This is a genomic window from Marinobacterium aestuarii (assembly GCF_001651805.1).
GTDB lineage: Bacteria > Pseudomonadota > Gammaproteobacteria > Pseudomonadales > Balneatricaceae > Marinobacterium_A > Marinobacterium_A aestuarii.
In genome coordinates, this window is sequence record NZ_CP015839.1 from 2,743,065 (window position 1) to 2,763,754 (window position 20,690).

Sequence of the window (20,690 nt, forward strand, 5' to 3'; positions counted from 1 at the left end):
ACAAAAAAGCCCCGGCAGCAATGCCGAGGCTTTTTTTGTATGGGCGAGATAGGAGCACTCAAAGCTAGCTTTCACGCCACCAGTTCAGCTCTTCATCGCATTCACCGACAGGAGTGCCCGGACAGCGAACGAGCTTGGGTATTTTGCGAATTGAAAACACCCTACGCCCAGAAAATTATTGGCAACTAGTCCTTTTTTTCAATGGTTATTTCAATAGTTTTGCTATTACCAGCAAACCACTTCTGAACATACACAGAACCCAGGATCGGAGCCGCTCCTTCATCAGGAACTTCCTTAAAGCGCACACTGTTTTTGGTATCTTTCTCGAATTCAAACTTTACTACTTTCTTTGACATAGGATTTTACCGCCAAGCTATTTTTTTGACTAAACAGTGGATAATACATTATTAATGCTAGGCCATGGATACTATTCAATACCGGCTGACCGAAGACTGCATTATTCGTAGTGACTCCAGAGGCGGAGAACTTTAACCACCCGCTCGCCTTCGAGCACCTGGCACACCAAACGGCGTTGAATATTGATTCGGCGCGAACAGGCCCCGGCAAGATCACCAGCAAGCTTTTCAAACGGGGGCGGCTTGCAGTACGCATCTTCTGCGATCAGGGCCAGCAACTCCTGGGCTTTTGGTTTCAGGCCACTGGAGGCCAGCTTCTTTGCATCCTTCTGGGCTTGCCTGGTGAAAACCAGCTTCCATGTCACCAGTCCAACTCCTCATCGCACTCATCGACAGGGGTATCCATGCCCTCGCGAATAGACTCACGCATACCTGGAACCGAAAGCAGGTAAAGCGTTTCCTGAACCGCAGCCCAGTCTTCCTCCGAGATCAGAACCGCCTTGTTCCGATGACAATTGGCTGGTGGGACTCGGCCTCAACGGCCATTGAGCCGATACAGGTGACTGGTTAAACCCTACTCGACCGGGACTTTTAGCCTGCAAGCTGCATCAAGCGTCACCTAACGCACTACATCCATGCTGGGCAAAACAGGTGCAACAGCGAACTAAATTGATAAGTTTATTAAATATCTTTCTCAGCCTTCTTCCCGAGATGCTTGTCAGTAAAATATGCAGCAAAGAATCCGATGCCACCGGCGACAAAAAACAAACAAACCACGGTCCTTCCATCGCTAATGCCTACATTATCCAGCATGATTAAACCAGTAATGCCAAATGACAAGCAGCCAACAATTATCATCGCGTAAAGATTTATATAATCGTTAACCTTTTTCATCAACCCTGCACCGAAGCCGCCTTTAGACATTGAATTAAGTGCAACCATAAGCGGAGGTGAAAACAAGCCAAATGCAATGACAAATAGCGCTTGGTTTTGAAAGGGGCTAGATAAAACACTTTGGCTCTCAATATCAAGCCCTTGCGGTACTCCCTGGGCTAACCCAAGCAATGCACCAATAATCTTTGAGTTCTGCCTGAGTATTTCTTTCATATGCCTGAACTCCTTACCGGGTATTGATTAAAGAGTATAGGTTTTATGAAAAAGCATAGAGCCCGAGGGGAAAAGACAAAACCTGAACCCGTTCGGGACCCTATTCGCCCCCTTAGTCTGGACGGTGGATGCCACAGATCTTGTGGCCATCAGGGTCCAGGAAATAGCACAGATGTATCACGCCCATCGTGCTTTCACGCGGACCGGGCGGGTCTTCCGCAGTGATACCGCCATTAGCCACAGCGACGTCGTGAAACTCCTTGAGCTGTTCAGGCGAATTGCAGACAAAGCCTATGGTTGAACCATTTGCAGTGGTCACCGGTTCGCCATTAATCGGCTCGCTTACGCTGAAGGTGGAGCCATCATGGATGTAGAACACCCCCGGTGTCAGGGTAGTTGTCGCCTGATCAGTTTCACCTAAATCAAAGCACCGGGGACGGAAAGAGTCATGCGATGCGACGTTATTCACCCGAGCGTAAAGAAGCGCTGCTGAAGAAGCTTTTGCCGCCCCACAATATGTCTGTGGCCGAGCTCGCCCGCCAGGAAGGCATCTCCGATGTAACCCTGTATGCTTGGCGAAAACAGGCCAAAGCGGGAGGTGCTGCGGTGCCCGGAGATCAAAAGTTAACGGATAACTGGTCAGCTGAATCCAAGCTGGCGGTGGTGATTGAGACCGCCGCGCTGTCTGAAATCGAGCTGAGCGAATACTGCCGCAGTAAAGGGTTGTATCCCCAACAGGTCAAAGCGTGGCGTGACGCCTGTCTGTCGGGTCAGCAGACGGCCAAGGCCCAACGTCAGCTCGATCGCGAACAGGCCAAGGCCGACAAGAAACGTATCCGCGAACTGGAGCGTGAACTCAGACGCAAGGACAAGGCACTGGCCGAGGCGGCCGCGATCCTGGTGCTGCGAAAAAAGCTCAATGCCTACTGGGGGGACGACAGCGAGGACAGCTAACGGCGCTGTCGGTCCGGCAGGACTATGTCGCTTGGATTGCTGAAGCCATGGCCGCCGGCGCCCGAAAACAAGTCGCCTGCAAGGAACTGGCGATTAGTCTGCGCTCGCTGCAACGCTGGACACAGGAAGGCGCGCCGAAAGCCGATGGTCGCACGACCACGCCGCGGCCCACGCCGGCGAATGCCCTGACTGATGCTGAACGCGAGACGATCTTGCAGCTCTGCAACAGCACGGAATACGCGCATCTTCCACCGAGCCAGATCGTGCCCCGGCTGGCCGATCAGGGCCGTTATCTCGCATCTGAAAGCAGCTTTTATCGGGTGCTGCATGCCGCCGATCAGCAGCATCGCCGGGGCCGCGTTCAGCGCCCGAAAAGGCATCCGGCACCCACGACGCACGCTGCGAACGGGCCGAACCAGCTTTGGTCTTGGGACATCACGTATTTACCCTCGCCGGTGCGGGGCCAGTATTACTATCTGTATCTGATCGAGGACCTTTACAGTCGCAAGGGCGTGGGTTGGGAGGTGCATGAACAGGAATGCGGCGATAAGGCCGCAGCTCTGCTGCAACGCAGCGTGCTCAGCGAGCAGTGCCTGCATCAGCCGCTGGTACTGCACTCGGATAACGGCGCGCCGATGAAGTCCGTCACACTGCTAAGCAAAATGTACGACCTGGGGATCACACCGTCGCGTGGGCGACCGCGGGTCAGCAATGACAACGCCTTCTCGGAGTCGTTGTTCAGAACGCTGAAATACTGCCCGCAGTGGCCACATAATGGCTTCACCAGCCTAGATGAGGCACGGGCCTGGGTGAGAGACTTCATACGCTGGTACAACCACGAACATCGTCATAGTCGCATCCGCTTCGTCACGCCGGCCGAACGGCATCGTGGACAGGATCATGAAGTGTTGGCTCGGCGAGATGCGCTGTACCAGCAAGCCCGTTCTGAACGACCGGAACGCTGGTCAGGCAACACGCGTAACTGGCAGCCGGTTGGGATGGTGATGCTCAACCCGGAGAAGCAGGAAACGACTCAGAATAAGGCTGCATAACAGAATGGTCTGCGCGACAACTACGTTGACAAACACCGAACAGGCGAGTCTGCCCAGTGGCATTCTTGTGCTCCACCGGCGCTTCAGCACCAAGCACGCTGAGGACGGCATTGTAAAACCGCTTCGATTTTTCGATATCATTTGAACCAATCATGACGTGATTCAGCATTACATTATGTTCCTTGCTAGTTATGAGAGGCTTTCAGAGAGGCTATCAGGCTCTGATCTTGCTTTTTCCCTTCTATAATCCCATCTGCGCCAGCGAAAAGAGGGCAATGATTAACCAATTATGGCTGTAGGCATGGCATACACCGTTGGACCCTCACCGGCGGCGCCTAGCATACCAAAGAACAGTCGCCTGTCATCACCGGTCTCGTAGATCGAATCGTGCCTGCGCCCTGGCGAGGCCGCAGGTGAGAACTCTAATCGTAGCGACCTGGCCACCTTTGGCGCCTTACCCAGTATCGATTAAAGACTATAGGCTCCATACGAAAACATAGAGCTTCTATCCGAAATTCTGGGGCAAAAGGCAAGACCCTGGCCTGCACAAAAGGCGCGACGACAAGACTGTCCAGAGAGCGCAGCGAACGAGGTTGCCTAGCCTTGTTATATTTGTTTGAATTCAATGCTGTAATAATCCATATTTTTTGTGGCTTCCCAGATATCTAAATATCCAGTAGAAAGCGCATGACTACCTTGAACATCAGCTTTAGTTGTTTCTGATTTTAAGCCGATTAAACAATTGTTTATTGCACTCGATGATAATTTCATCTGATATATAACCTGGGGATTTTGGCTAAGCTTAGCCAGCGCCATTGCAACAGATGTTCTCTCGGCATCATCAGTAATTTCATAAAGATTTACAGTACATGAACCATTCTCAGAATTTACCACTGAGTATGACGCAATCTCTATTCTATTCTTGATATGTTCATTGCTGATGGCATTAAGATCGGGAATTATTACCCTATCAGATTGTTCTAACCTAAGAACAACGCGATGTTCTTGTTCATAAATCCACTCATCACTCTTTTGTAAAAATACCTCGTAAAGAACCCTGTCAGCGCCTTCAACCGATATATTTGAATAGTCATAGTCAAATTTATCATTCCGATATCGTAACCCTTTTCTATAAGAAACAGGTTTCGGTACACCATCAAACTGTGACCATTCTTCACCCCAAGCGGAGTTTATCAAAGAGTCAGCTCTAAATAACTTTTCAAAAATTGAACCGTGTTGTGGGAAATGTGCAACACCTGCGACAATACCCTTATGCTCATTTGCGTAGTGCGCCCACATAAGAAGGTTTTCTTTGTTTTCGGTAAAGCTTATAACGCCTATATGGTGCATTCTAAAATCGACGTACTGCGAAAATTTCAACTCCCCTAATTCTGGATCCCAAGAAGTTGAATCATCAAAATGGCTAGCCAATTCATCCAAACTTTTTCGGCAAAAAGCAGCCTCAAAAGGGTCATTTAGTGCGCTAGGTTGTGAAAGACGAATAAACCCCTCTTCGAAAAAGTTTCGCGGCTTACTCATGTATTTAAAGAGCTGCTTCAAATGATGCCTCTACCTAGGGTGTAAAAATATAACGCTGCGTTAAAGGGCCGAGCGAAGCGAGGTCCCAGTGAGCGCAGCGAACGATTTTGAACGTTCTGTTAGAGATTATAGTGCGCATATGCTGCTTCAACCTTACCAGATTCAGAAAAATGGAATACCTCAGCTGATAGGCCACGAACACCTTCATAAATAACGGTCACACTATTTGCCCCAAGTAAAACGTTTATAAGGGTGAAGTGTAGATTTGGACTTCGTTCCAAGGCCCTTGCCCAATACGATGACATATCCGCTTTCCCCTTTAATTTCCCAGAATGGACATTTTCATGCTTTCTGATCATTGGAGAAGACATTTCAAAGTCGCCTTCGTAGTGGGAAAGAATTTTATCTAAATCATGGGCGTTCCATGATTCAACCCACTCTTCCGCAAACTCCCTTGCTTGATTCATATCCATAGTTGATCTCTAACGCCGTTATAAATTGCCGAAAGAAGCGTAGCTTATTGAGGTCAATTTCATAGCCTTGTTATGCTTTGCTTGTTAAAGATTTGATTCTTTCGACAGATTGATTGTAACGACCTTGGTCGAAATCCTCTGCGACTATAGAACCATCATTACTTGCTTCAACCAAATTTAGTGTTGCAAGAGCAAGTTCCTTCACTGCTGCCTCACTATCTTTAACTTCTTGTAGTATTACCTCACCTCTAGCGAGAGAGAATGATTTTAGCTTGTTTAGATTTGGCAGCAGAATGCTATATATGGACGAAATAGTAATTAAACCCATAAAGGAAATCTCTGATAGATCTGCGTATGACTTTAACCATAGAGAACACCAGACAGATATAATAAATATAACTACAACCATAATAGGTTTTAGTAACTTTTTAATCATCGCAATAATATTTCCATTTCTGACCAGCGTGAAAGCCCAGTAGCGAAGTATAACATTTAAATCAGCCGACGCCTTAGCGGCCAACTGCATTTACTTTTTATATTCAGTTATTTACGCACCCTGCAGACGCTAAAATCATATGGTAGAATTTCTTTGAAAGTGGGAATCGTTAGCAGTTGGCTTTTGTGAAACTTATCTGTCGTTTTTACTTCGATGAATCTAACTTCTCTGCCTTTTACGATTATCAAATCAGGCCAACCACTTCTATATGAGTATGGATCTTCAGCAAATTTCTTTGCTACTGCTATAAAAGTTTCTGTTTCGATAGCATCAAATAAAGCTTCGCAGCATTCAAAAGAAAGACAAGGATATTCCCTTTTTATAAACGATTGCTCGAATATATCTCTTAGGTTACTCAGGTATTTTTTCTTAGAAGTACTGCGAATTGAATTAATAATCTCACTCAGTTTATCCTGATGAATGGTAAGCTGAGCTTCAAGATATCTTGTACAAGCATCATTTCTATCATGAAAAGCATTTAGCTCGACCAGTTTATCTAGCATCAATGCTTTTAAAACCGTAAGAAAAGTATAACCCTCAATAAATGAGCCAACGTAACCTAGGTTCTCGAAATGCTTGAGTAAAGCAGGCTCAGGCTTTCCTTTGTAGTCTAACTGAATCTCTTCTAGCGGAAGGGAGAGTTCTTCACATTGTTTCTCTAAAGACATTCGTTTCATTAAGCCTACCTCTCCCTACTTGGTATATAAAGTCGCGTTAAAAGCCGTCCCAATGAGAGCCTCAAATAATTTTTAAGGCTTGTATTCGTTTTTTTTCCGAGCCAGTAGTTTTGTTATAACGTCAAATGCGGCCAATTTCGCCTTTTCCTGAGTTTTATAGAATAGATAACTATGCTTTACGAAATCAAATTTCTCAGCCGCTATTGTCGCACCCCAAGACTTTTCTTTTGGATATACAGTAACAATATAGCCATCAGACTTTATATAGTCATACCCCTTTTGGGATACCTTCCAAACACGACTCAGCCATTGTTTACGTTTCCGTGCGCGACTATGCATTTGAACATCCCTTTCTTTAGCCGCATTCAAGTCATCTTCCATATGACCCGCACAAACACACCCAACCGCAAGAACTTCAGGATATTCATGGTGAGACATATAGTGAACGTACCGAATATTCTGAGACTCGCACATATGGCATACTTCGCTAGGACTTCCAAGGTCTTCTATATATTCACACGACCATCCCTTATGAGGAACTCCTGACTGAGACCACTTTCCCCTTCTTTGGGTGACAAGTTTAAGCTCCTCCTCGTGCTTAGCCATGTTTACACTCCCTTTGATGCATAACGCTTGTAACACTTGACCGAAAAAGCGTAGCTTTTTAGGGTCAAGTGCTTACGTTTGTTAAGCTTTTGAGTATCTACTAGCATATTTAATTGTCGCCTTATCAATCATAGCAATAGCATTAAAATAGCTTTCTGCTGCTGATTTGTACGCTGCGGCGTTTTTATGAGCGGCCTGTACTCCAACACTTTTCCCGTGTACAAATTCGTGATTATCAATAAGCATGTGCTGAAATTCAACCGCAGCGTTCAGAAGATTCTGTGTTGGCTCCCGCATTTTAGGAAAATAAATATGCGCCAACACTACGGCTCTGCGCGAGTCGACTGGTGGCATAGTATTCAATTCAGATATATCTTTGGCATTTATGACATTACCAATCCATTCTTGAGCAGAAATTATCATATATGACATTTCTTCAAACTTTTCCCTAAGTAGAACTTTTCTGTGATGTGACTTATTCGATAGCTCTTTAAAATACGAAAATATGGATGATATAAATGCGCCTCCTATAGCAGATGCGCCGGCTATTATGGAGATTGCAATTTCTGAATCCATGACCATGTTTTGTTTTGCTTCCTGATTAGCTTAACATTTGTATCGTAGCCTCGGAGGCCGACTTGCCTGAGGCCAGTATTTCCTGATGAATTTTCGTTAAAAACGGGCGCAAAGCCAGGTAGCATGAGCCGTTCAGGTCATCTGCTTAATCGCACTGAATCCGAGAAAACGATCACCAAGCCTCATATCTACTTTTGACTATGCCTTGTAACTTCATGATTTCAAATAAGTATCAGTAAATTTTCAGCCACACGCCAGGATACTGGCCTGCAGGGCCATTTATCCTGCTTGAAACCCATTGGAAATGAGCACTGCTCGCCCGCTCACCAAAACGGCGCAGGTGTCTAAAAACCACGCTACCGCCCTAACGATAACGAAATACAGGCCTGCAATACAGGCAGAGCCAGGGAGAACGGAGGGATTGAGATTGGGGAAGGATTCACCCAGCCTGGCTTCCGTTGCTCAGCTGACGATTTGCTTTATTTTTGATCAAAATCAGGCACCCGCTTCCTCGAGTGCCTGAACATGATGCCGAAAGCAGGAGCAAGGCTCAAGGAGAAAGTTGAAAGGTTAAAAAAGCAACAGCACCAGTTGGTGATTGGTGGGTGATTGGTGATTGGTGATTGGTGATTGGTGATTGGTGATTGGTGATTGGTGATTGGTGATTCACCGTTGTGCCTACAGCCCTGCCCGTCCAGCACTATCGGATCGACGTCCAAGGTCCCATTCCATCCACACTACCGAAACATCAGAACGGCTCCAATTCCCCCTTATGAAGCCGGCGAGCACTGGCGTTATTGTGCGATCAGGCCCGCAGGGGCGAAGACAGGGACTGTCGAGCCGCAGATTAGGCACAGGATGTGCCGTTAGCTGCGCCCGCGCAATGGCGTCAGAGCGCAGCAAGAAGGCTTCATTGGGGGCGCCTTTCTTTGGTTACTTTCTTTGCGCGTGCAAAGAAAGTATGTCGCCAACAGGCGAAATTCAAACCATCAAACCGCCTCGAAGCATCCGTAACCACGGCATTTCCGAGGCTGAGATCGGAAAAATCTCCAGTAAAATGTTACCCATGTCATTGAGCAGAACTGTTACCGATGTGGGTGAACTGCACAGTAACCGTGATTCGTGATTCGTGATTCGTGATTCATGATTCATGATTCATCATGGCAGCGTACCGCCGCACGGTGTAATTCAGCACCACCGGGATAACAGAACGGTTTCGATCCCCCCCTTATGAAGCCGGCGAGCACTGGCGTCATTGTGCGATTAGGCCCGCAGGGGCGAAGACAGGGACTGTCGAGCCGACGATTAGGAACAGGATGTTCCGTTAGCGTCGCCCGTACAATGATGCCAGAGCGCAGCGCAAAGGCTTCATTGGGGCTGTGCTTTCTTTGCATACTTTCTTTGCACGAGCAAAGAAAGTATGTCGCCAACAGGCGAAATTCAAACCATCCAACCGCCTCGAAGCATCCGTAACTACGGCAGTTTCGAGGCTGAGATCGGAAAAATCTCCAGTAAAATGTTACCCATGTCATTGGACTGAACTGTTACCCATGTGGGTGAACTGTAACGACACTACAACTCCGCAAACCTATCCACCGCCACCGCCTCCGCAATAGCCTTATCAGCACTGCGCAATGCCTCGGCCTCTTCCTGCGTAAGCAGCTTCTGCTCCAGCGCCGCATCAATAGACTCAATATCCGCCCGGTGCAGCCGCACCCGCAGGGGTTCTGTTGCCACTACCTGCACAAAGGCCTGCTCCACCAGATCCACCCCCTCCCCCGGATTGCCGGGATAAACCCCCAGGGTAAGGCGGTCACGCACCGGGCCCGGTGTCAGCAGACGCTCGGCGCAGGCCGAGGTTAACGCATCCGATGGGCCTGATGCCCAGCGCCCAAGCGGAAATACACTCAGGCGCAGCAGCCAGGAGATTGGCCTGGAGGGAAAATTGTCGATCACCTCATGCAGCGATTGCTCGATGCGCACCAGGCCACGCTGCATGCAGGCATCCAGCAGTACGCGGTCATCCCGGGCTCGGCCGTCGTCTTCAAAGCGTTTGAGCGCACAGCTAAGCAGGAACAGCTCCCCCAGTACATCGCCCAGGCGGCCCGACAGCATTTCGCGGCGCTTGAGATCGCCCCCCAGCGTCAGCAGGCTCACTTCCGTTACCCAGGTGAGGGCTGCGGAAAAACGACTGAGCCTGCGGTAGTGCGGCGCCAGCTCGGCGGCATCCAGCGGTGCTGCCGCCAGATACCCAAACGTTGCGCCATGAAAGACGCTGCGCAGCAGTGTCTTGGCGGCAAAAGCGGCGTGCCTGAGCAACAGCGGATCAAAGGCCGCAACGGCCGCCGCTTCATCAGGCTCAGCCGCAGCCTCCATTTCATCCAGCAGATAGGGGTGACAGCGCACCGCACCCTGACCAAACACGATCAGGCTGCGGGTCAGAATATTGGCGCCCTCCACCGTAATGGCCACCGGAATGGCCCGGTAAATATTGCCCAGGTAATTGCGCGGCCCGTCGCACACGGCCTTGCCGCCGTGAATATCCATGGCATCGTTGACGATCTCGCGCATGCGGGCGGTGGCCTGCACCTTGAGGATGGCGGACACCACCGCTGGCACCTTGCCCTGATCCAGCGCCTGAGTCGTGGCCAGGCGCGCCGCATCGATCAGGTACAGGCTGCTGGCCATGCGGCCCAAGGCTTCCTGCACGCCTTCAAAGCGTCCCACCGGCAGGCCGAACTGATAGCGAATACGGGCATAGGCACCGGTGGTGCGGGCCGCCAATTTGCCGGCACCTACGCTCAAGGATGGCAGCGATATGCTGCGCCCGGCAGCCAGCGCGCTCATCAGCATTTTCCAGCCCTGGCCGACGCAGTCCTGGCCCCCCAGCACCCAGTCCATGGGCATGAAGACATCCTCGCCTTCGTTGGGACCATTAAGAAAGGCCTGGAGCGCAGGGTAATGCCGCTCGCCAATATTGATGCCGGGGGTATTGGTGGGCACCAGCGCGACTGTAATGCCAATGGATTCGACATCCCCCAGCAGGTGATCGGGATCATAGAGTTTAAAGGCCAGACCCATCAGGGTCGCCACCGGCCCCAGGGTGATATAGCGTTTGCCCCAGCTGACGCGCATGCCCAGCACCTGCTCGCCCTGGTAGTCGCCATAACAGACAATGCCCCGATCCGTCATGGAGGCGGCATCAGAGCCGGCTTCAGGGCTGGTAAGGGCAAAACAGGGAATCTCCCGGCCATCGGCCAGGCGCGGCAGGTAATAGTCTTTTTGTGCATCGGTACCGTGGTGCAGCAGCAGTTCGCCGGGCCCCAGGGAGTTGGGCACCATCACGGTAACGGCCACGGCGATGCTGCGGGACGAGAGTCGCATCACCACCGCAGAATGGGCGGAGGCCGAAAAGCCCAGGCCACCGAATTCCTTAGGCAGAATCATACCGAAAAAACGCTGCTGACGCAGAAAGTCCCAGATGGGCTGGGGCACAGCCCGCTGCTGCACCGTAAGATCCCAGTCATCGATCAGGCTGCACAACTGCGTGACCGGGCCATCCAGAAAGGCCTGCTCTTCGTCACTCAGGCGCGGCGTACCCGAGGCCAGCAACTGCGCCCAGTCGGGCTTGCCGGACAACAGCTGTGCATCCCACCAGAGCCCGCCCGCCTCCAGTGCCTCGCGTTCGGTATCCGAAATGGGTGGCAATAGCGCCTTGATGCGTCGCAGCACAGGCCCGCTGATATAACGCCTGCGCCAGCGCCCGATAACGCCTTGCGTCTGCTGCATGAGCTCGTTCCCCTGCTGCCAAATGTTCAGCTAAGCATAGACGCATTCCACTGCAGTCAGGGGGCTTTGACGGTATACAGGAGCGGCATCACAACTTACAGCTGTCAGCTATCAGCTATCAGCTCAAGCCTCTACCAGCCCCTTAAGCTGCGTGACGATGTGGGCCCCTATGGGTATCGCGGAAGTGGCTGCCGGCGACGGCGCGTTACATACCACCAGCGCGCGCTGGGTGTTGACGAACAGGAAGTCGTCCACCAGAGCGCCATCGGGCGTTACGGCCTGGGCACGGATGCCGGCGGGGTACGGTGTCAGATCTTCCAGTCGCAGCTGTGGGCAGTATTTTTGCACCAGTTTCAGATAACCGCGCTTGAACAGGGAGTTTCTGAACTCGGACAGGCTGGCGCGAAAGTTTTTCAGCAACACCCGGCGCAGGCCCGAATAGCACAGCATCTCCAGACTATCCCTAAGGCTGATATCGGTCTTGCGATAGCCTTCGCGCTTGAACGCCAGCACCGCATTGGGGCCCACGGTCACAGTGCCATCGATCATGCGGGTCAGATGCACCCCCAGAAACGGCAGGTCCGGGTCCGGAATCGGGTAGATCAGATGATTGACGATGCGGTTATGTTCAGGGGGCAGCAAAAAATACTCGCCGCGAAACGGCAGTATCTTGAAGCTCGGTTCAAGCCCCAGCAGCCGCACCACGCGATCCGCCATAAGGCCGGCGCAGGCCACCAGATAGCGTCCCCTGAAAGTACCGCCGCTGGTATTCACCTCTACGCCATCGCTGCTTTCATCAATGGCGGTGACTTCGGTGGCAAATTTAACCGTGCCGCCGGCCGCTTCCACCAGTTTGCCCATCTGCACGGTGATCTCCGTGAAGCTCACAATGCCGGTTGAGGGCACAAGGATGGCTCCTACGCCGCTGATGTTGGGCTCGCGCGCTTTGAGCTGCGTCTCGGACAGCACCTCGATCTCGATACCGTTCTCTTCACATCGAGTAATCAGTGCCTGCATGCGGCGGTATTCGGCCTCATTGGTGGCCACCAGCAGCTTGCCGCAGCTGTCGTACTTGATGCCGTACTGATCACAGAAGGCACGGGTGGCGATATTGCCCTCGCGACAGAAGCGCGCCTTGAGGCTGCCAGGCTTGTAGTAAACCCCGGCGTGAATTACACCGGAGTTATGCCCGGTCTGATGCTGCGCCGGCCCAAGCTCCTTTTCGAGTACCAGTACCGACTGGCCGGGATAGGCCTGCTGCAGCTGCCATGCGGTAGACATGCCGAGGATGCCGCCGCCGATGACGATAAAATCATAGTTATTGTTCATGCATTGCCCTGTGTCTGGGTAAAAAAGGCCGGGTTCAATGAACCCGGCCTTGATCGTTCGGCTAAGTGTCTTAACGAGCGGTCGCGACCGCGCCAATACCGCGACGGCTGTACATAAAGAGCGCGATAAAGACCGCCAGGCCCGCCAGATCCACCGACCACATGTCGTGGGGCCAGAGCATGGCCGTACCGGCCGCACCGCAGATCAGCCGCAAGGGTAGGTTCAGCTTGCTCTCCAGGTGCCCTTCCATAAAGCCCACGAAGGCATAGAGACCGAAGAGCGCGAACACGAACACCCGCATCACTTCTTCCGCCGAGCCGCCAATCAGGTTGGTATAGCCAAACAGCAGCGGCACTACATAGAGGCCCTTGGCGATCTTCCAGGCGGTAAAGCCCGTCGCCATGGGAGGCGTCTTGGCAATCGCTGCCGCGGCAAAGGCCGTAAGGCACACCGGCGGCGTAACGTTGGAATCCTGCGACAGCCAGAAGATAATCATGTGGGCCGACAGCAGCGCCATGGACAGCACCACCGGATCCACCGCCTGGGTCATCAGCTGCCCCATAAAGTCCGGCGGTACCAGCGCCAGCAGCGCCTTGGCATCGATCTCGGACATGGGGGATGCCAGCAGCGCCACCTTCTCCGGATCCACCAGCATAAAGATCATGCGTGCGGCTTCCGGCAGCCCACCGCTGACCATCAGCTCGATCAGCTTGGTTTCAGCGATCAGGTTATAGAGCGCCGGCGCCGACAGGGTCGCGAGCACTATATAGGCCGCAGTCACCGGCAGGCCCATACCCAGCACCAGGGACGCCAGACCCACCAGCAGTATGGTAATCAGCAGGCTGCCACCGGCCCAGTCGGAAATCATCAGCGAAAAGGTATTGCCGATGCCGGTCATGGCCACCACGTTCACCACCAGACCCACAGCCACCAGCAGCATGGCCGTCGTGGCCATGTTGCGTGCCCCCTGGGCCAGGGCATCAAACACCGCTGTAGGGCCCATGGGGTTCTTCGACAGCCAGGATGCCACCACCACCGAGATAATTGAGATACCGGCGGCATAGGTGGGTGTAAAGCCGTAGATCAGCAGCCCCACCAATACAGCCAGTGGCAGCAGGAAATGCCAGCCTTCTTTCATGACTTCTTTCAGCGGGCGGGTATCCAGCTCAACGGACTGGGCATGGCTGCGCATGGCTTCCACGCGCACATAGAAACCCACCGACATGAAGTACAACAGCGCCGGCAGAGCCGCCATGGCGACAATGTCGACATAGGGAATCTGGGTGTAGGACGCCATGATAAAGGCACCCGCCCCCATCACCGGTGGCATCAGCTGCCCGCCGGTGGATGCGGCGGCTTCAACGCCTGCGGCAAAACGTGCAGGGAAACCTGCACGGCGCATCAGCGGAATGGTGATAACGCCGGTGGACACCGTATTGGCTACAGATGAGCCGGATACCGAGCCCATCAGGCCCGAACCGAGCACGGCAACAAAACCGGGGCCACCGACAAAGCGCCCGGCCGCGCAGCGCGACAGCTCGATAATGAAATCGCCGGCGCCGGAGCGCACCAGGAAGGCGCCGAACAGAATGAACATGAAGACAAAGGTCCATGAGATGCGGGCAATGGAGCCGAACATGCCATCGGAACCGAAATAGGAACGGTACAGCAGGGTTTCAAGACTCAGACCGGCAAAACCAAACATGCCGCCGATAAAGGGGCCCCACCAGAATACATAGGTCAGCGCCACCACAATCAGGCTGGGAATAAACCAGCCGGTGGTGCGACGCGCCATTTCCAGCGCTATACCGATCGCCAGCAGTGAGAACACCCAGTCGAGCGTGACAAACTCAACGCCGCGATCATAGAGGGCATCTTCAAAGCGGATCAGGTAAAGCGCACAGGCGATCGCCGCCAGCCCCACCAGAATGTCCAGCAGCAGCACGCTACGCTGACCGGCGCGGGTCTGACTTTTAAACCCAGGTACCATCAGGGCGCAGATCAGCGCAAAACCGCCGAAATGGATTGCCGACACATAGAGTTCGGACCAGGTACCCAGGGTATTGAAATAGATGTGGGTCAGCGAAAAGAGTACGCCGATCCAGTACACGACGCGGCCGACTGACGACTCCGCAGGACGCTGAGCCAGCTCGAGGCTCTTGAGTTTGTCCGCGGTTTCCTGATCGGTATCCGGGATTGCTGTACTCATAGGAAGTATCCGTGGGCTATCAACAAAAAAGAGGGTCTGCCGCAGGCCTGAGCCCGCGACAGAGGTCATGTAAGCGCACCGGGTTTAGCAGCCTGTCGAACTTAACGCGGATCCAGGACCGGCCAAGCCCGACAGGCTGCCAGGCTCGATGCGACCGCCATTAGTTGGCGATCAGGTGCTCAGGGATTTCGACGCCCACTTCCTTGTAGTAGCGAGCAGCACCGGGGTGCAGCGGCACCGGCAGGCCGGCGATGGCTTTTTCCAGTGCCATGTCCTTGGTCGCCTTGTGAATGCCGTTCAGGAACGCCAGGTTCTCGTACACGGTTTTAGTCAGCTGGTAGACATCTTCTTCGGGAATGTCGTCGCGCACCGCCAGGAAGTTGGGCTGTGCCATGGTCTGCACATCCTGCGTCTGGCCAGGATAGGTATTGGCAGGAATGGTGAAGCGCGTCCACAGCTTGTAACGACCGTTGGCCTTGGTGATTTCCTCATCGGTGAAATCCAGGATGCGGATATCACTGCCCAGCGCGGCAAAGGCACGGGTAATGGCCGAGGTCGGTACACCGGACGGAATGTTCATGCCATCCACGGTGCCGTTCTGCAGCGCATCCGCCGAAGGTCCGTACCCCATGTAGGCCATATCGATCTTGTCCGCATCCAGCCCCAGGTTGCCAATGATGGTCAGACCCGAGCCTTCGGTACCGGAGTTCTTGGGCCCGATGGAGAACTTGTTACCCTCCATGTTTTTCAGATCCATGATGGTGCCCTTGGGGGCAAATTCGTTCTTCACCACGAACTGTTCAACGTTCTGCCACAGCATGGTGACCGAACGCAGGCCTTTTTGCGGGCCGGAATTCTTCAGATCACCTTCACCTTCCCAGGCCCAGGCGCCATAGAGGCCCTGCAGAATGGCAAACTGAGCTTCATTTTCGCGCATCAGCTTGATGTTCTCGCCGGAACCGGCCGAGTTGATCGCCGACATGGCCATGCCGATGGACGGCTCAAGCTTGACCTTGGCCAGGGTGGCGAGCGCCACACCCACGGGGTAGTAAGTACCGCCGGTGGAGGCCGTTGCCAAGATATAGGAGCGGTTCTCGGCCGCCTGACCCAGGGTCGCGACAGTGCCCAGGGTGCTGGCAACCAGCGCCATGCCAAAACCTTTCAGAAGCGTGCGTTTTGTCAGACTCATATTGGTGTTTTCTCTTGTCGTTATAGGAAAAACTGTTCCGGACTATTTAATGCAAAGCTGATACCAACACTGAAAAATATTTTAACTATTTGTTATAAAACGATTTTTCAGAAAACATCAGTTCACATAAATCTCAATCGGCAGTTTTTTGCTTATCCAGAGCGGCGATCGTCGGCCAAAAATGGCCTACTGCTAACGAAAAACCCAACAACGGCCAACGAAAAGCGCACAAAAGCCACTCCACAACCCTCTGCAGCGGCCTGTTTGGCCACGGGTACAACAGGTATAGGCAAAAAACCGCCGACTTCCCACGACAAGAGGAAAATCAGCGAGTTATAACGCGTTTATTTATGCTTGATATATGCAGGTGCGTCTTGCCCCATGCGCGGGGCAACCACTAAAAATAGCGCAGGGCCGTCAAGCAGGTACAGAGGCAGAGAGACACAGCAGCCAGCGCAGCCCTCAGTCTTCGCAGCCCCCCTGCACATAATCGCTGCGGTTGATGCCGTAGCGCGTCATCTTCTGATTCAGGGTCCGCCGTGGCAAATCCAGCTCGTCCATCACCGCCTTGATAGAACCGCCATGGCGCTGCAGCGACTGGCGGATAACGTCGGCCTCGAAGACCCCGACCTGCACGCCAAGCGGCTGCGTACTCAGGTGACCATTCGCACCGCTGCCGGCCTGCTGCACGCCTGAGCTTGAGTTCACCGGCCGCGACGCCTGCATCGGCGTGATGGCCGGGAACAGCAGGCCTGCCAGCTGCACCCGCGCATCCAGCGCAAAGCGCAGCGCTATGTTTTTCAGCTCACGCACATTGCCAGGCCAGCTGTAGCTCAGCAGGGTACGACGCTCCAGATCCGTTATCCTGCGCGGGTCGCGCTCGTGCTGAGCGGCGCAGCGCTCGACATAGTATTCGAACAGCAGCGGTATATCGTCCGCGCGATCACGCAGCGCCGGTATATGCAGCTGGGAGACATTGAGGCGGTAATACAGGTCTTCACGAAAGCCTTCCTCCACCCGCAGGTCCGCCTTGGAGGCCGCAACCACGCGCAGGTTAACGGCGATGGGGCTGTTCCCCCCCAGGCGCTCGATAACCCCTTCCTGCAGGGTGCGCAGCAGCTTGATTTGCAGATGCGGCGGCATGCTTTCGATTTCATCGAAAAAGAAGGTACCGCCGTCGGCATATTCGAACTTGCCGATGCGCTTTTTCATAGCCCCGGTAAAAGCGCCCGCCTCATGGCCGAAGAGTTCGCTCTCGATCAGGGATTCCGGAATGGCACCGCAGTTAACGGGTACAAAATGATGGCTGCGCCTGTTGCTGAACTCATGCAGACACTGGGCCACCAGCTCCTTGCCGGTGCCGGTTTCACCGTAGATGATGACGTTGGTATCGATGGAGGCCAGCAGCAGGATTTCCTGCTTGAGCCGCGCAATGGCCGGCGACAGGCCGATAAGGCGCGCATCTATACCCGACTGGGATGCCAGGTTGTGCTGCAGGCGGTCGTTTTCCAGCATCAGCCGACGCTTGTCACAGGCACGCTGCACCGTGGCCACCAGGCGTTCGGGAACAAAGGGCTTTTCGATAAAGTCGTAGGCCCCCTCGCGCATGGCCTGGGTCGCCATATCGATATCGCCATGACCGGTCACCAGCACCACCGGCATACCCGGCACCCGCGCCAGTGCCTCCTGCATCAGCGCCATGCCATCCATGCCCGGCATGCGCACATCGGTGACGAGCACGCCCGCAAAACCCGGCTGCAGCTGTACCAGCGCAGCCTCTGCAGCGCTGCAGCTTATTACCTCAAAGCCCGATAGACGCAGCCACTGCTCGGTGGCTTTACGCACCATGATTTCGTCATCAACCAGTAAAACCGTACCCTGCTGAAGCATCAAAAAAATCCTGTATAAAAACCGATGTGCCTCCACAAAGGTAGACACATACTCAGATCGCCTGCTCGAACGCCGCAGGTTTTACTCCGGTTTCCGGAATTCGCAGGCATATCCTCGAAATTCGCCCGGGGCTCATTTCCCGGAATTCGCAGGCTCCCCTGAAAACAGCTCCTGCGTTTTCAGGATTTCCGCCCTCCATGGCGGTCATTCAGGCTACGCTGCTCTCCAACATCGGCAGCGTGCTCTTCTCTCCCTTGCCCCTTGAACCTTGAACCTTGCCCCTTGAACCTGCTCTTCTCCCTTGCCCCTTTCACCTCGCCCCTTGAACCTCGTCCCTGTCCCTATACTGCGGCAGACGCAGGGTAAAGCAGGCGCCGCCCTGGGACGGATTCTCGGCGCTAATCTCCCCCCCAGATCCCGTACTATGCTGCGCACTATGGACAGACCCAGCCCTAGGCCGCTGCCTATATGCTTGGTGGTAAAAAAGGGTTCGAACAGTTTGCCGAGCGCTTCATCGGCGATACCGGTGCCACGGTCCGCGACCTGCAGTTCCAGCCAGCCATCCTCGGCGGACAATCGCAGCGACAGTTGGCGTGGTTCAGGGGAGTCCAGCATGGCATCGCAGCCATTCTTGATCAGATTCACCAGCACTTGCTCAAGCCTGGCGCTGTCGCCGGCCACGCGATCGTCCGGTATATCGGGGCTGAAATCGACCTGCACCTGCTCCTCGGCAAAGCGGCCACGAAACAGCGCCAGCGCCTGTTCGATGGCGCTCAGCAGGGACACCGCCTCCATGCGTTCGGGTTTGCGATAGGCAAAGGTTTTCAGCTGGCTGGTAATCACCGCCATGCGATCCACCAGACCATCCACCTCAACCAGGCTTTCATCCAGCATCTGTGGTTGCTGCAGCATTTTGCGACAGATAGCCACATAGGTGCGCATGGCGGTCAACGGCTGATTCAGCTCATGCACCACGGCGCTGGCCATGCGCCCGAGCGCCGCCAGCTTTTCAGCCTGCAGCAGCTCCTGCTGCATGTTTTGCAGCTCCAGGGTGCGATCCACCACCTTGGCTTCAAGGGTTTCGTTGGCTTCCTGCAGCGCCTGCTCCAGCCGTTTGCGTCTGGAGATATCAATCACCGTCACCAGATACTGCGCCCCCTCTTCCACCTTGCGCGCCCCCTGCATGGAACGAATCGAGAACAGCAGCGGGAATTCACTGCCATCACCGCGCACCCCGACGGCCTCCTGGCCAATCAGTGATGCAAAGCCCCGCTTGCCAAGGCGCCCCAGGGCACGTTCCAGCACACCGAATTCCGCCGCCGGCGCCAGTAATCGGCGCAGAGGCTGCGCCAGTGCCAGGGATGCCGACAGACCAAATTGCTTCAGCGCCATGCCGTTGAGAAACAGCATGCGGCCCTGCTCGTCCACGGTGATCAGCCCCACCTGGGCCGTGTCGATAATATCGCGCTGCTGTTGCTCGCTGCTGGCCAGCGTCTGCTGCGCCTGCTGCTGCGAGCGCTGCTTGAGACGCCGCTCACGCAAAAACAGCAGCAGCAACCCAAAAGCAATGCAGCCACCCAGGGTTACCAGCATGGCCGAACGCATATTGCGCTGTGCCACTGCGGTATCCTGCAGCACGGTAAGGGTCCAGCCCAGATCGTCCAGTCGCACCGACTGTGCCATGGACTCAGCGCCAGACCCGGACGGCCAGAGCTGAACCGCAGTGCCGTTGTCCAGATGACTCAGGCGCGCATCGCCGGACAGCTCACCGAAGGCGCGGTGCAGCCAGTCGTTTTCCGAGGACGCAAAGACAATTCCCTCACTGCTGCTGAGCATCCAGGGCACTGTTGCCCCCAGCCTTGCCTGCAACAACTCGAGACTCAAGCGCACCACTGAGGCGCCGATAAAGCGCTGCTCGTCATAGATAGGCGCCGAGAGGTAAAACGCCGGCTGCTGTTGATCGGAATCTATCCGAAAACGCCGCCCCTGGTTCCCCTCTCGGGCATCGGTGAAATAGTCCCTTGAGCGATGGGAACGCAGATAGAAATCCTGCTGATCACGCCAGCGACTGTATGCCACGGCACGACCGCTGCCATCCAGAATAAAGAGCGCGGTGGACCCGGCCACCAGGCTGGTCTGCTCCAGATAGCGGCTGACCCTAACCCCCATTTCCTGATTGGGGTACAGCAGCAGTGCCCGCACATCGCGGTTTTGGGTGAGCAGAAACGGCAGATAGTCGTAACTGTCGAGCCAGCTGCGGATTTCGCCGATACGGCTCAGCAACACTTCACTGCCACCGCGCTGCAGCGCCTGCAGTGTCCAGTCACGCGCCCGGTCCGCCGCCAGGGTAACCAGCGCGGCCGTGAGCGTGAGCCCTGCGAGCCAGAACACCAGACGGCGTTTGCTGCGGGCGCTGAGTGTCAATTGCATACGTACTCCGTCACCCAA

The 20,690-nt window shown here is 54.2% G+C and carries 18 protein-coding genes; 1 reads left to right on the forward strand and 17 read right to left on the reverse strand.

Annotated elements, in window-relative coordinates; translation table 11 throughout:
- Positions 1-185: 185 nt before the first annotated feature.
- The 5 genes from A8C75_RS23785 to A8C75_RS12040 all read right to left on the reverse strand — a co-directional run bounded on the left by A8C75_RS23785 (position 186) and on the right by A8C75_RS12040 (position 1,842).
- Positions 186-356, reverse strand: coding sequence for a hypothetical protein (locus A8C75_RS23785; RefSeq protein ID WP_169822847.1), 171 nt, complete (start codon positions 354-356; stop codon positions 186-188).
- A 101-nt stretch (positions 357-457) separates the two neighbouring features.
- A complete protein-coding gene (locus A8C75_RS12030) occupies positions 458-721 on the reverse strand; it encodes a Txe/YoeB family addiction module toxin (RefSeq protein ID WP_067382529.1) in 264 nt (87 codons plus the stop codon).
- Positions 718-849 (reverse strand): type II toxin-antitoxin system Phd/YefM family antitoxin, encoded by a 132-nt coding sequence (locus A8C75_RS23060; RefSeq protein WP_472387578.1) that lies wholly within the window; start codon positions 847-849, stop codon positions 718-720. The genes A8C75_RS12030 and A8C75_RS23060 overlap by 4 nt, the downstream gene beginning before the upstream one ends.
- 188 nt (positions 850-1,037) lie before the next feature.
- The gene (locus tag A8C75_RS12035; RefSeq protein WP_067382532.1) at positions 1,038-1,463 is read right to left on the reverse strand and encodes a hypothetical protein; all 426 of its coding nucleotides are present in this window, start codon (positions 1,461-1,463) and stop codon (positions 1,038-1,040) included.
- 112 nt (positions 1,464-1,575) lie between these two features.
- A complete protein-coding gene (locus tag A8C75_RS12040) occupies positions 1,576-1,842 on the reverse strand; it encodes a VOC family protein (protein ID WP_227819902.1) in 267 nt (88 codons plus the stop codon).
- Between the two features lie 74 nt (positions 1,843-1,916).
- Here A8C75_RS12040 and A8C75_RS23065 point away from each other — a divergent pair.
- Positions 1,917-3,469, forward strand: a protein-coding gene (locus tag A8C75_RS23065; RefSeq protein WP_120785161.1) for an IS3 family transposase whose coding sequence is annotated in 2 segments (ribosomal slippage) — positions 1,917-2,379 and positions 2,379-3,469 — 1,554 coding nt in all. Because the reading frame shifts where the segments join, the coding sequence is not laid out codon by codon here.
- A 606-nt stretch (positions 3,470-4,075) separates the two neighbouring features.
- On the opposite strand, the gene A8C75_RS23075 is transcribed toward A8C75_RS23065, so the two are convergent.
- From A8C75_RS23075 to A8C75_RS12095, 12 genes are all read right to left on the reverse strand, one after another.
- Positions 4,076-5,029: a DUF2971 domain-containing protein gene (locus A8C75_RS23075; protein ID WP_084784030.1), complete on the reverse strand. Its 954-nt coding sequence runs from the start codon at positions 5,027-5,029 to the stop codon at positions 4,076-4,078.
- 98 nt (positions 5,030-5,127) lie between these two features.
- Complete coding sequence (locus A8C75_RS23080; RefSeq protein WP_084784031.1) at positions 5,128-5,481, reverse strand: nuclear transport factor 2 family protein; 354 nt, start codon at positions 5,479-5,481, stop codon at positions 5,128-5,130.
- A 70-nt stretch (positions 5,482-5,551) separates the two neighbouring features.
- On the reverse strand, positions 5,552-6,007 hold the full coding sequence (locus A8C75_RS23625; RefSeq protein WP_157890280.1) for a hypothetical protein: 456 nt from the start codon (positions 6,005-6,007) through the stop codon (positions 5,552-5,554).
- A 17-nt stretch (positions 6,008-6,024) separates the two neighbouring features.
- A complete protein-coding gene (locus tag A8C75_RS12055) occupies positions 6,025-6,654 on the reverse strand; it encodes a VRR-NUC domain-containing protein (protein ID WP_084784032.1) in 630 nt (209 codons plus the stop codon).
- Between the two features lie 72 nt (positions 6,655-6,726).
- Positions 6,727-7,260 (reverse strand): hypothetical protein, encoded by a 534-nt coding sequence (locus A8C75_RS23630; RefSeq protein ID WP_067382542.1) that lies wholly within the window; start codon positions 7,258-7,260, stop codon positions 6,727-6,729.
- An 81-nt stretch (positions 7,261-7,341) separates the two neighbouring features.
- Positions 7,342-7,836 carry a hypothetical protein gene (locus A8C75_RS12065; RefSeq protein ID WP_157890281.1) on the reverse strand — a complete coding sequence of 165 codons (495 nt, stop codon included), beginning with the start codon at positions 7,834-7,836 and terminating at the stop codon, positions 7,342-7,344.
- 1,572 nt (positions 7,837-9,408) lie between these two features.
- A complete protein-coding gene (locus A8C75_RS12070) occupies positions 9,409-11,625 on the reverse strand; it encodes an acyl-CoA dehydrogenase (RefSeq protein WP_067382548.1) in 2,217 nt (738 codons plus the stop codon).
- Positions 11,626-11,748: 123 nt separating this feature from the next.
- Entirely contained in the window at positions 11,749-12,954 is a 1,206-nt protein-coding gene (gene lhgO, locus A8C75_RS12075) for an L-2-hydroxyglutarate oxidase (RefSeq protein WP_067382551.1), read from the reverse strand.
- A gap of 70 nt (positions 12,955-13,024) precedes the next feature.
- Positions 13,025-15,163, reverse strand: coding sequence for a TRAP transporter permease (locus A8C75_RS12080; RefSeq protein ID WP_067382554.1), 2,139 nt, complete (start codon positions 15,161-15,163; stop codon positions 13,025-13,027).
- A 160-nt stretch (positions 15,164-15,323) separates the two neighbouring features.
- Positions 15,324-16,352, reverse strand: coding sequence for a TAXI family TRAP transporter solute-binding subunit (locus tag A8C75_RS12085; protein WP_120785195.1), 1,029 nt, complete (start codon positions 16,350-16,352; stop codon positions 15,324-15,326).
- A gap of 462 nt (positions 16,353-16,814) precedes the next feature.
- Positions 16,815-18,242, reverse strand: coding sequence for a sigma-54-dependent transcriptional regulator (locus A8C75_RS12090; protein WP_067382557.1), 1,428 nt, complete (start codon positions 18,240-18,242; stop codon positions 16,815-16,817).
- A gap of 213 nt (positions 18,243-18,455) precedes the next feature.
- Entirely contained in the window at positions 18,456-20,672 is a 2,217-nt protein-coding gene (locus A8C75_RS12095; protein WP_067382561.1) for a sensor histidine kinase, read from the reverse strand.
- Positions 20,673-20,690: the final 18 nt, after the last annotated feature.

Coding starts and splice junctions, on each gene's coding strand:
- lhgO (WP_067382551.1), bottom strand. CDS start 12,954: ATGAACAATAACTATGATTTTATCGTCATCGGCGGCGGCATCCTCGGC.
- A8C75_RS12055 (WP_084784032.1), bottom strand. CDS start 6,654: ATGAAACGAATGTCTTTAGAGAAACAATGTGAAGAACTCTCCCTTCCG.
- A8C75_RS23785 (WP_169822847.1), bottom strand. CDS start 356: ATGTCAAAGAAAGTAGTAAAGTTTGAATTCGAGAAAGATACCAAAAAC.
- A8C75_RS12095 (WP_067382561.1), bottom strand. CDS start 20,672: ATGCAATTGACACTCAGCGCCCGCAGCAAACGCCGTCTGGTGTTCTGG.
- A8C75_RS23630 (WP_067382542.1), bottom strand. CDS start 7,260: ATGGCTAAGCACGAGGAGGAGCTTAAACTTGTCACCCAAAGAAGGGGA.
- A8C75_RS12065 (WP_157890281.1), bottom strand. CDS start 7,836: ATGGATTCAGAAATTGCAATCTCCATAATAGCCGGCGCATCTGCTATA.
- A8C75_RS12035 (WP_067382532.1), bottom strand. CDS start 1,463: ATGAAAGAAATACTCAGGCAGAACTCAAAGATTATTGGTGCATTGCTT.
- A8C75_RS12070 (WP_067382548.1), bottom strand. CDS start 11,625: ATGCAGCAGACGCAAGGCGTTATCGGGCGCTGGCGCAGGCGTTATATC.
- A8C75_RS23625 (WP_157890280.1), bottom strand. CDS start 6,007: ATGCAGTTGGCCGCTAAGGCGTCGGCTGATTTAAATGTTATACTTCGC.
- A8C75_RS12090 (WP_067382557.1), bottom strand. CDS start 18,242: ATGCTTCAGCAGGGTACGGTTTTACTGGTTGATGACGAAATCATGGTG.
- A8C75_RS12080 (WP_067382554.1), bottom strand. CDS start 15,163: ATGAGTACAGCAATCCCGGATACCGATCAGGAAACCGCGGACAAACTC.
- A8C75_RS12085 (WP_120785195.1), bottom strand. CDS start 16,352: ATGAGTCTGACAAAACGCACGCTTCTGAAAGGTTTTGGCATGGCGCTG.
- A8C75_RS23080 (WP_084784031.1), bottom strand. CDS start 5,481: ATGGATATGAATCAAGCAAGGGAGTTTGCGGAAGAGTGGGTTGAATCA.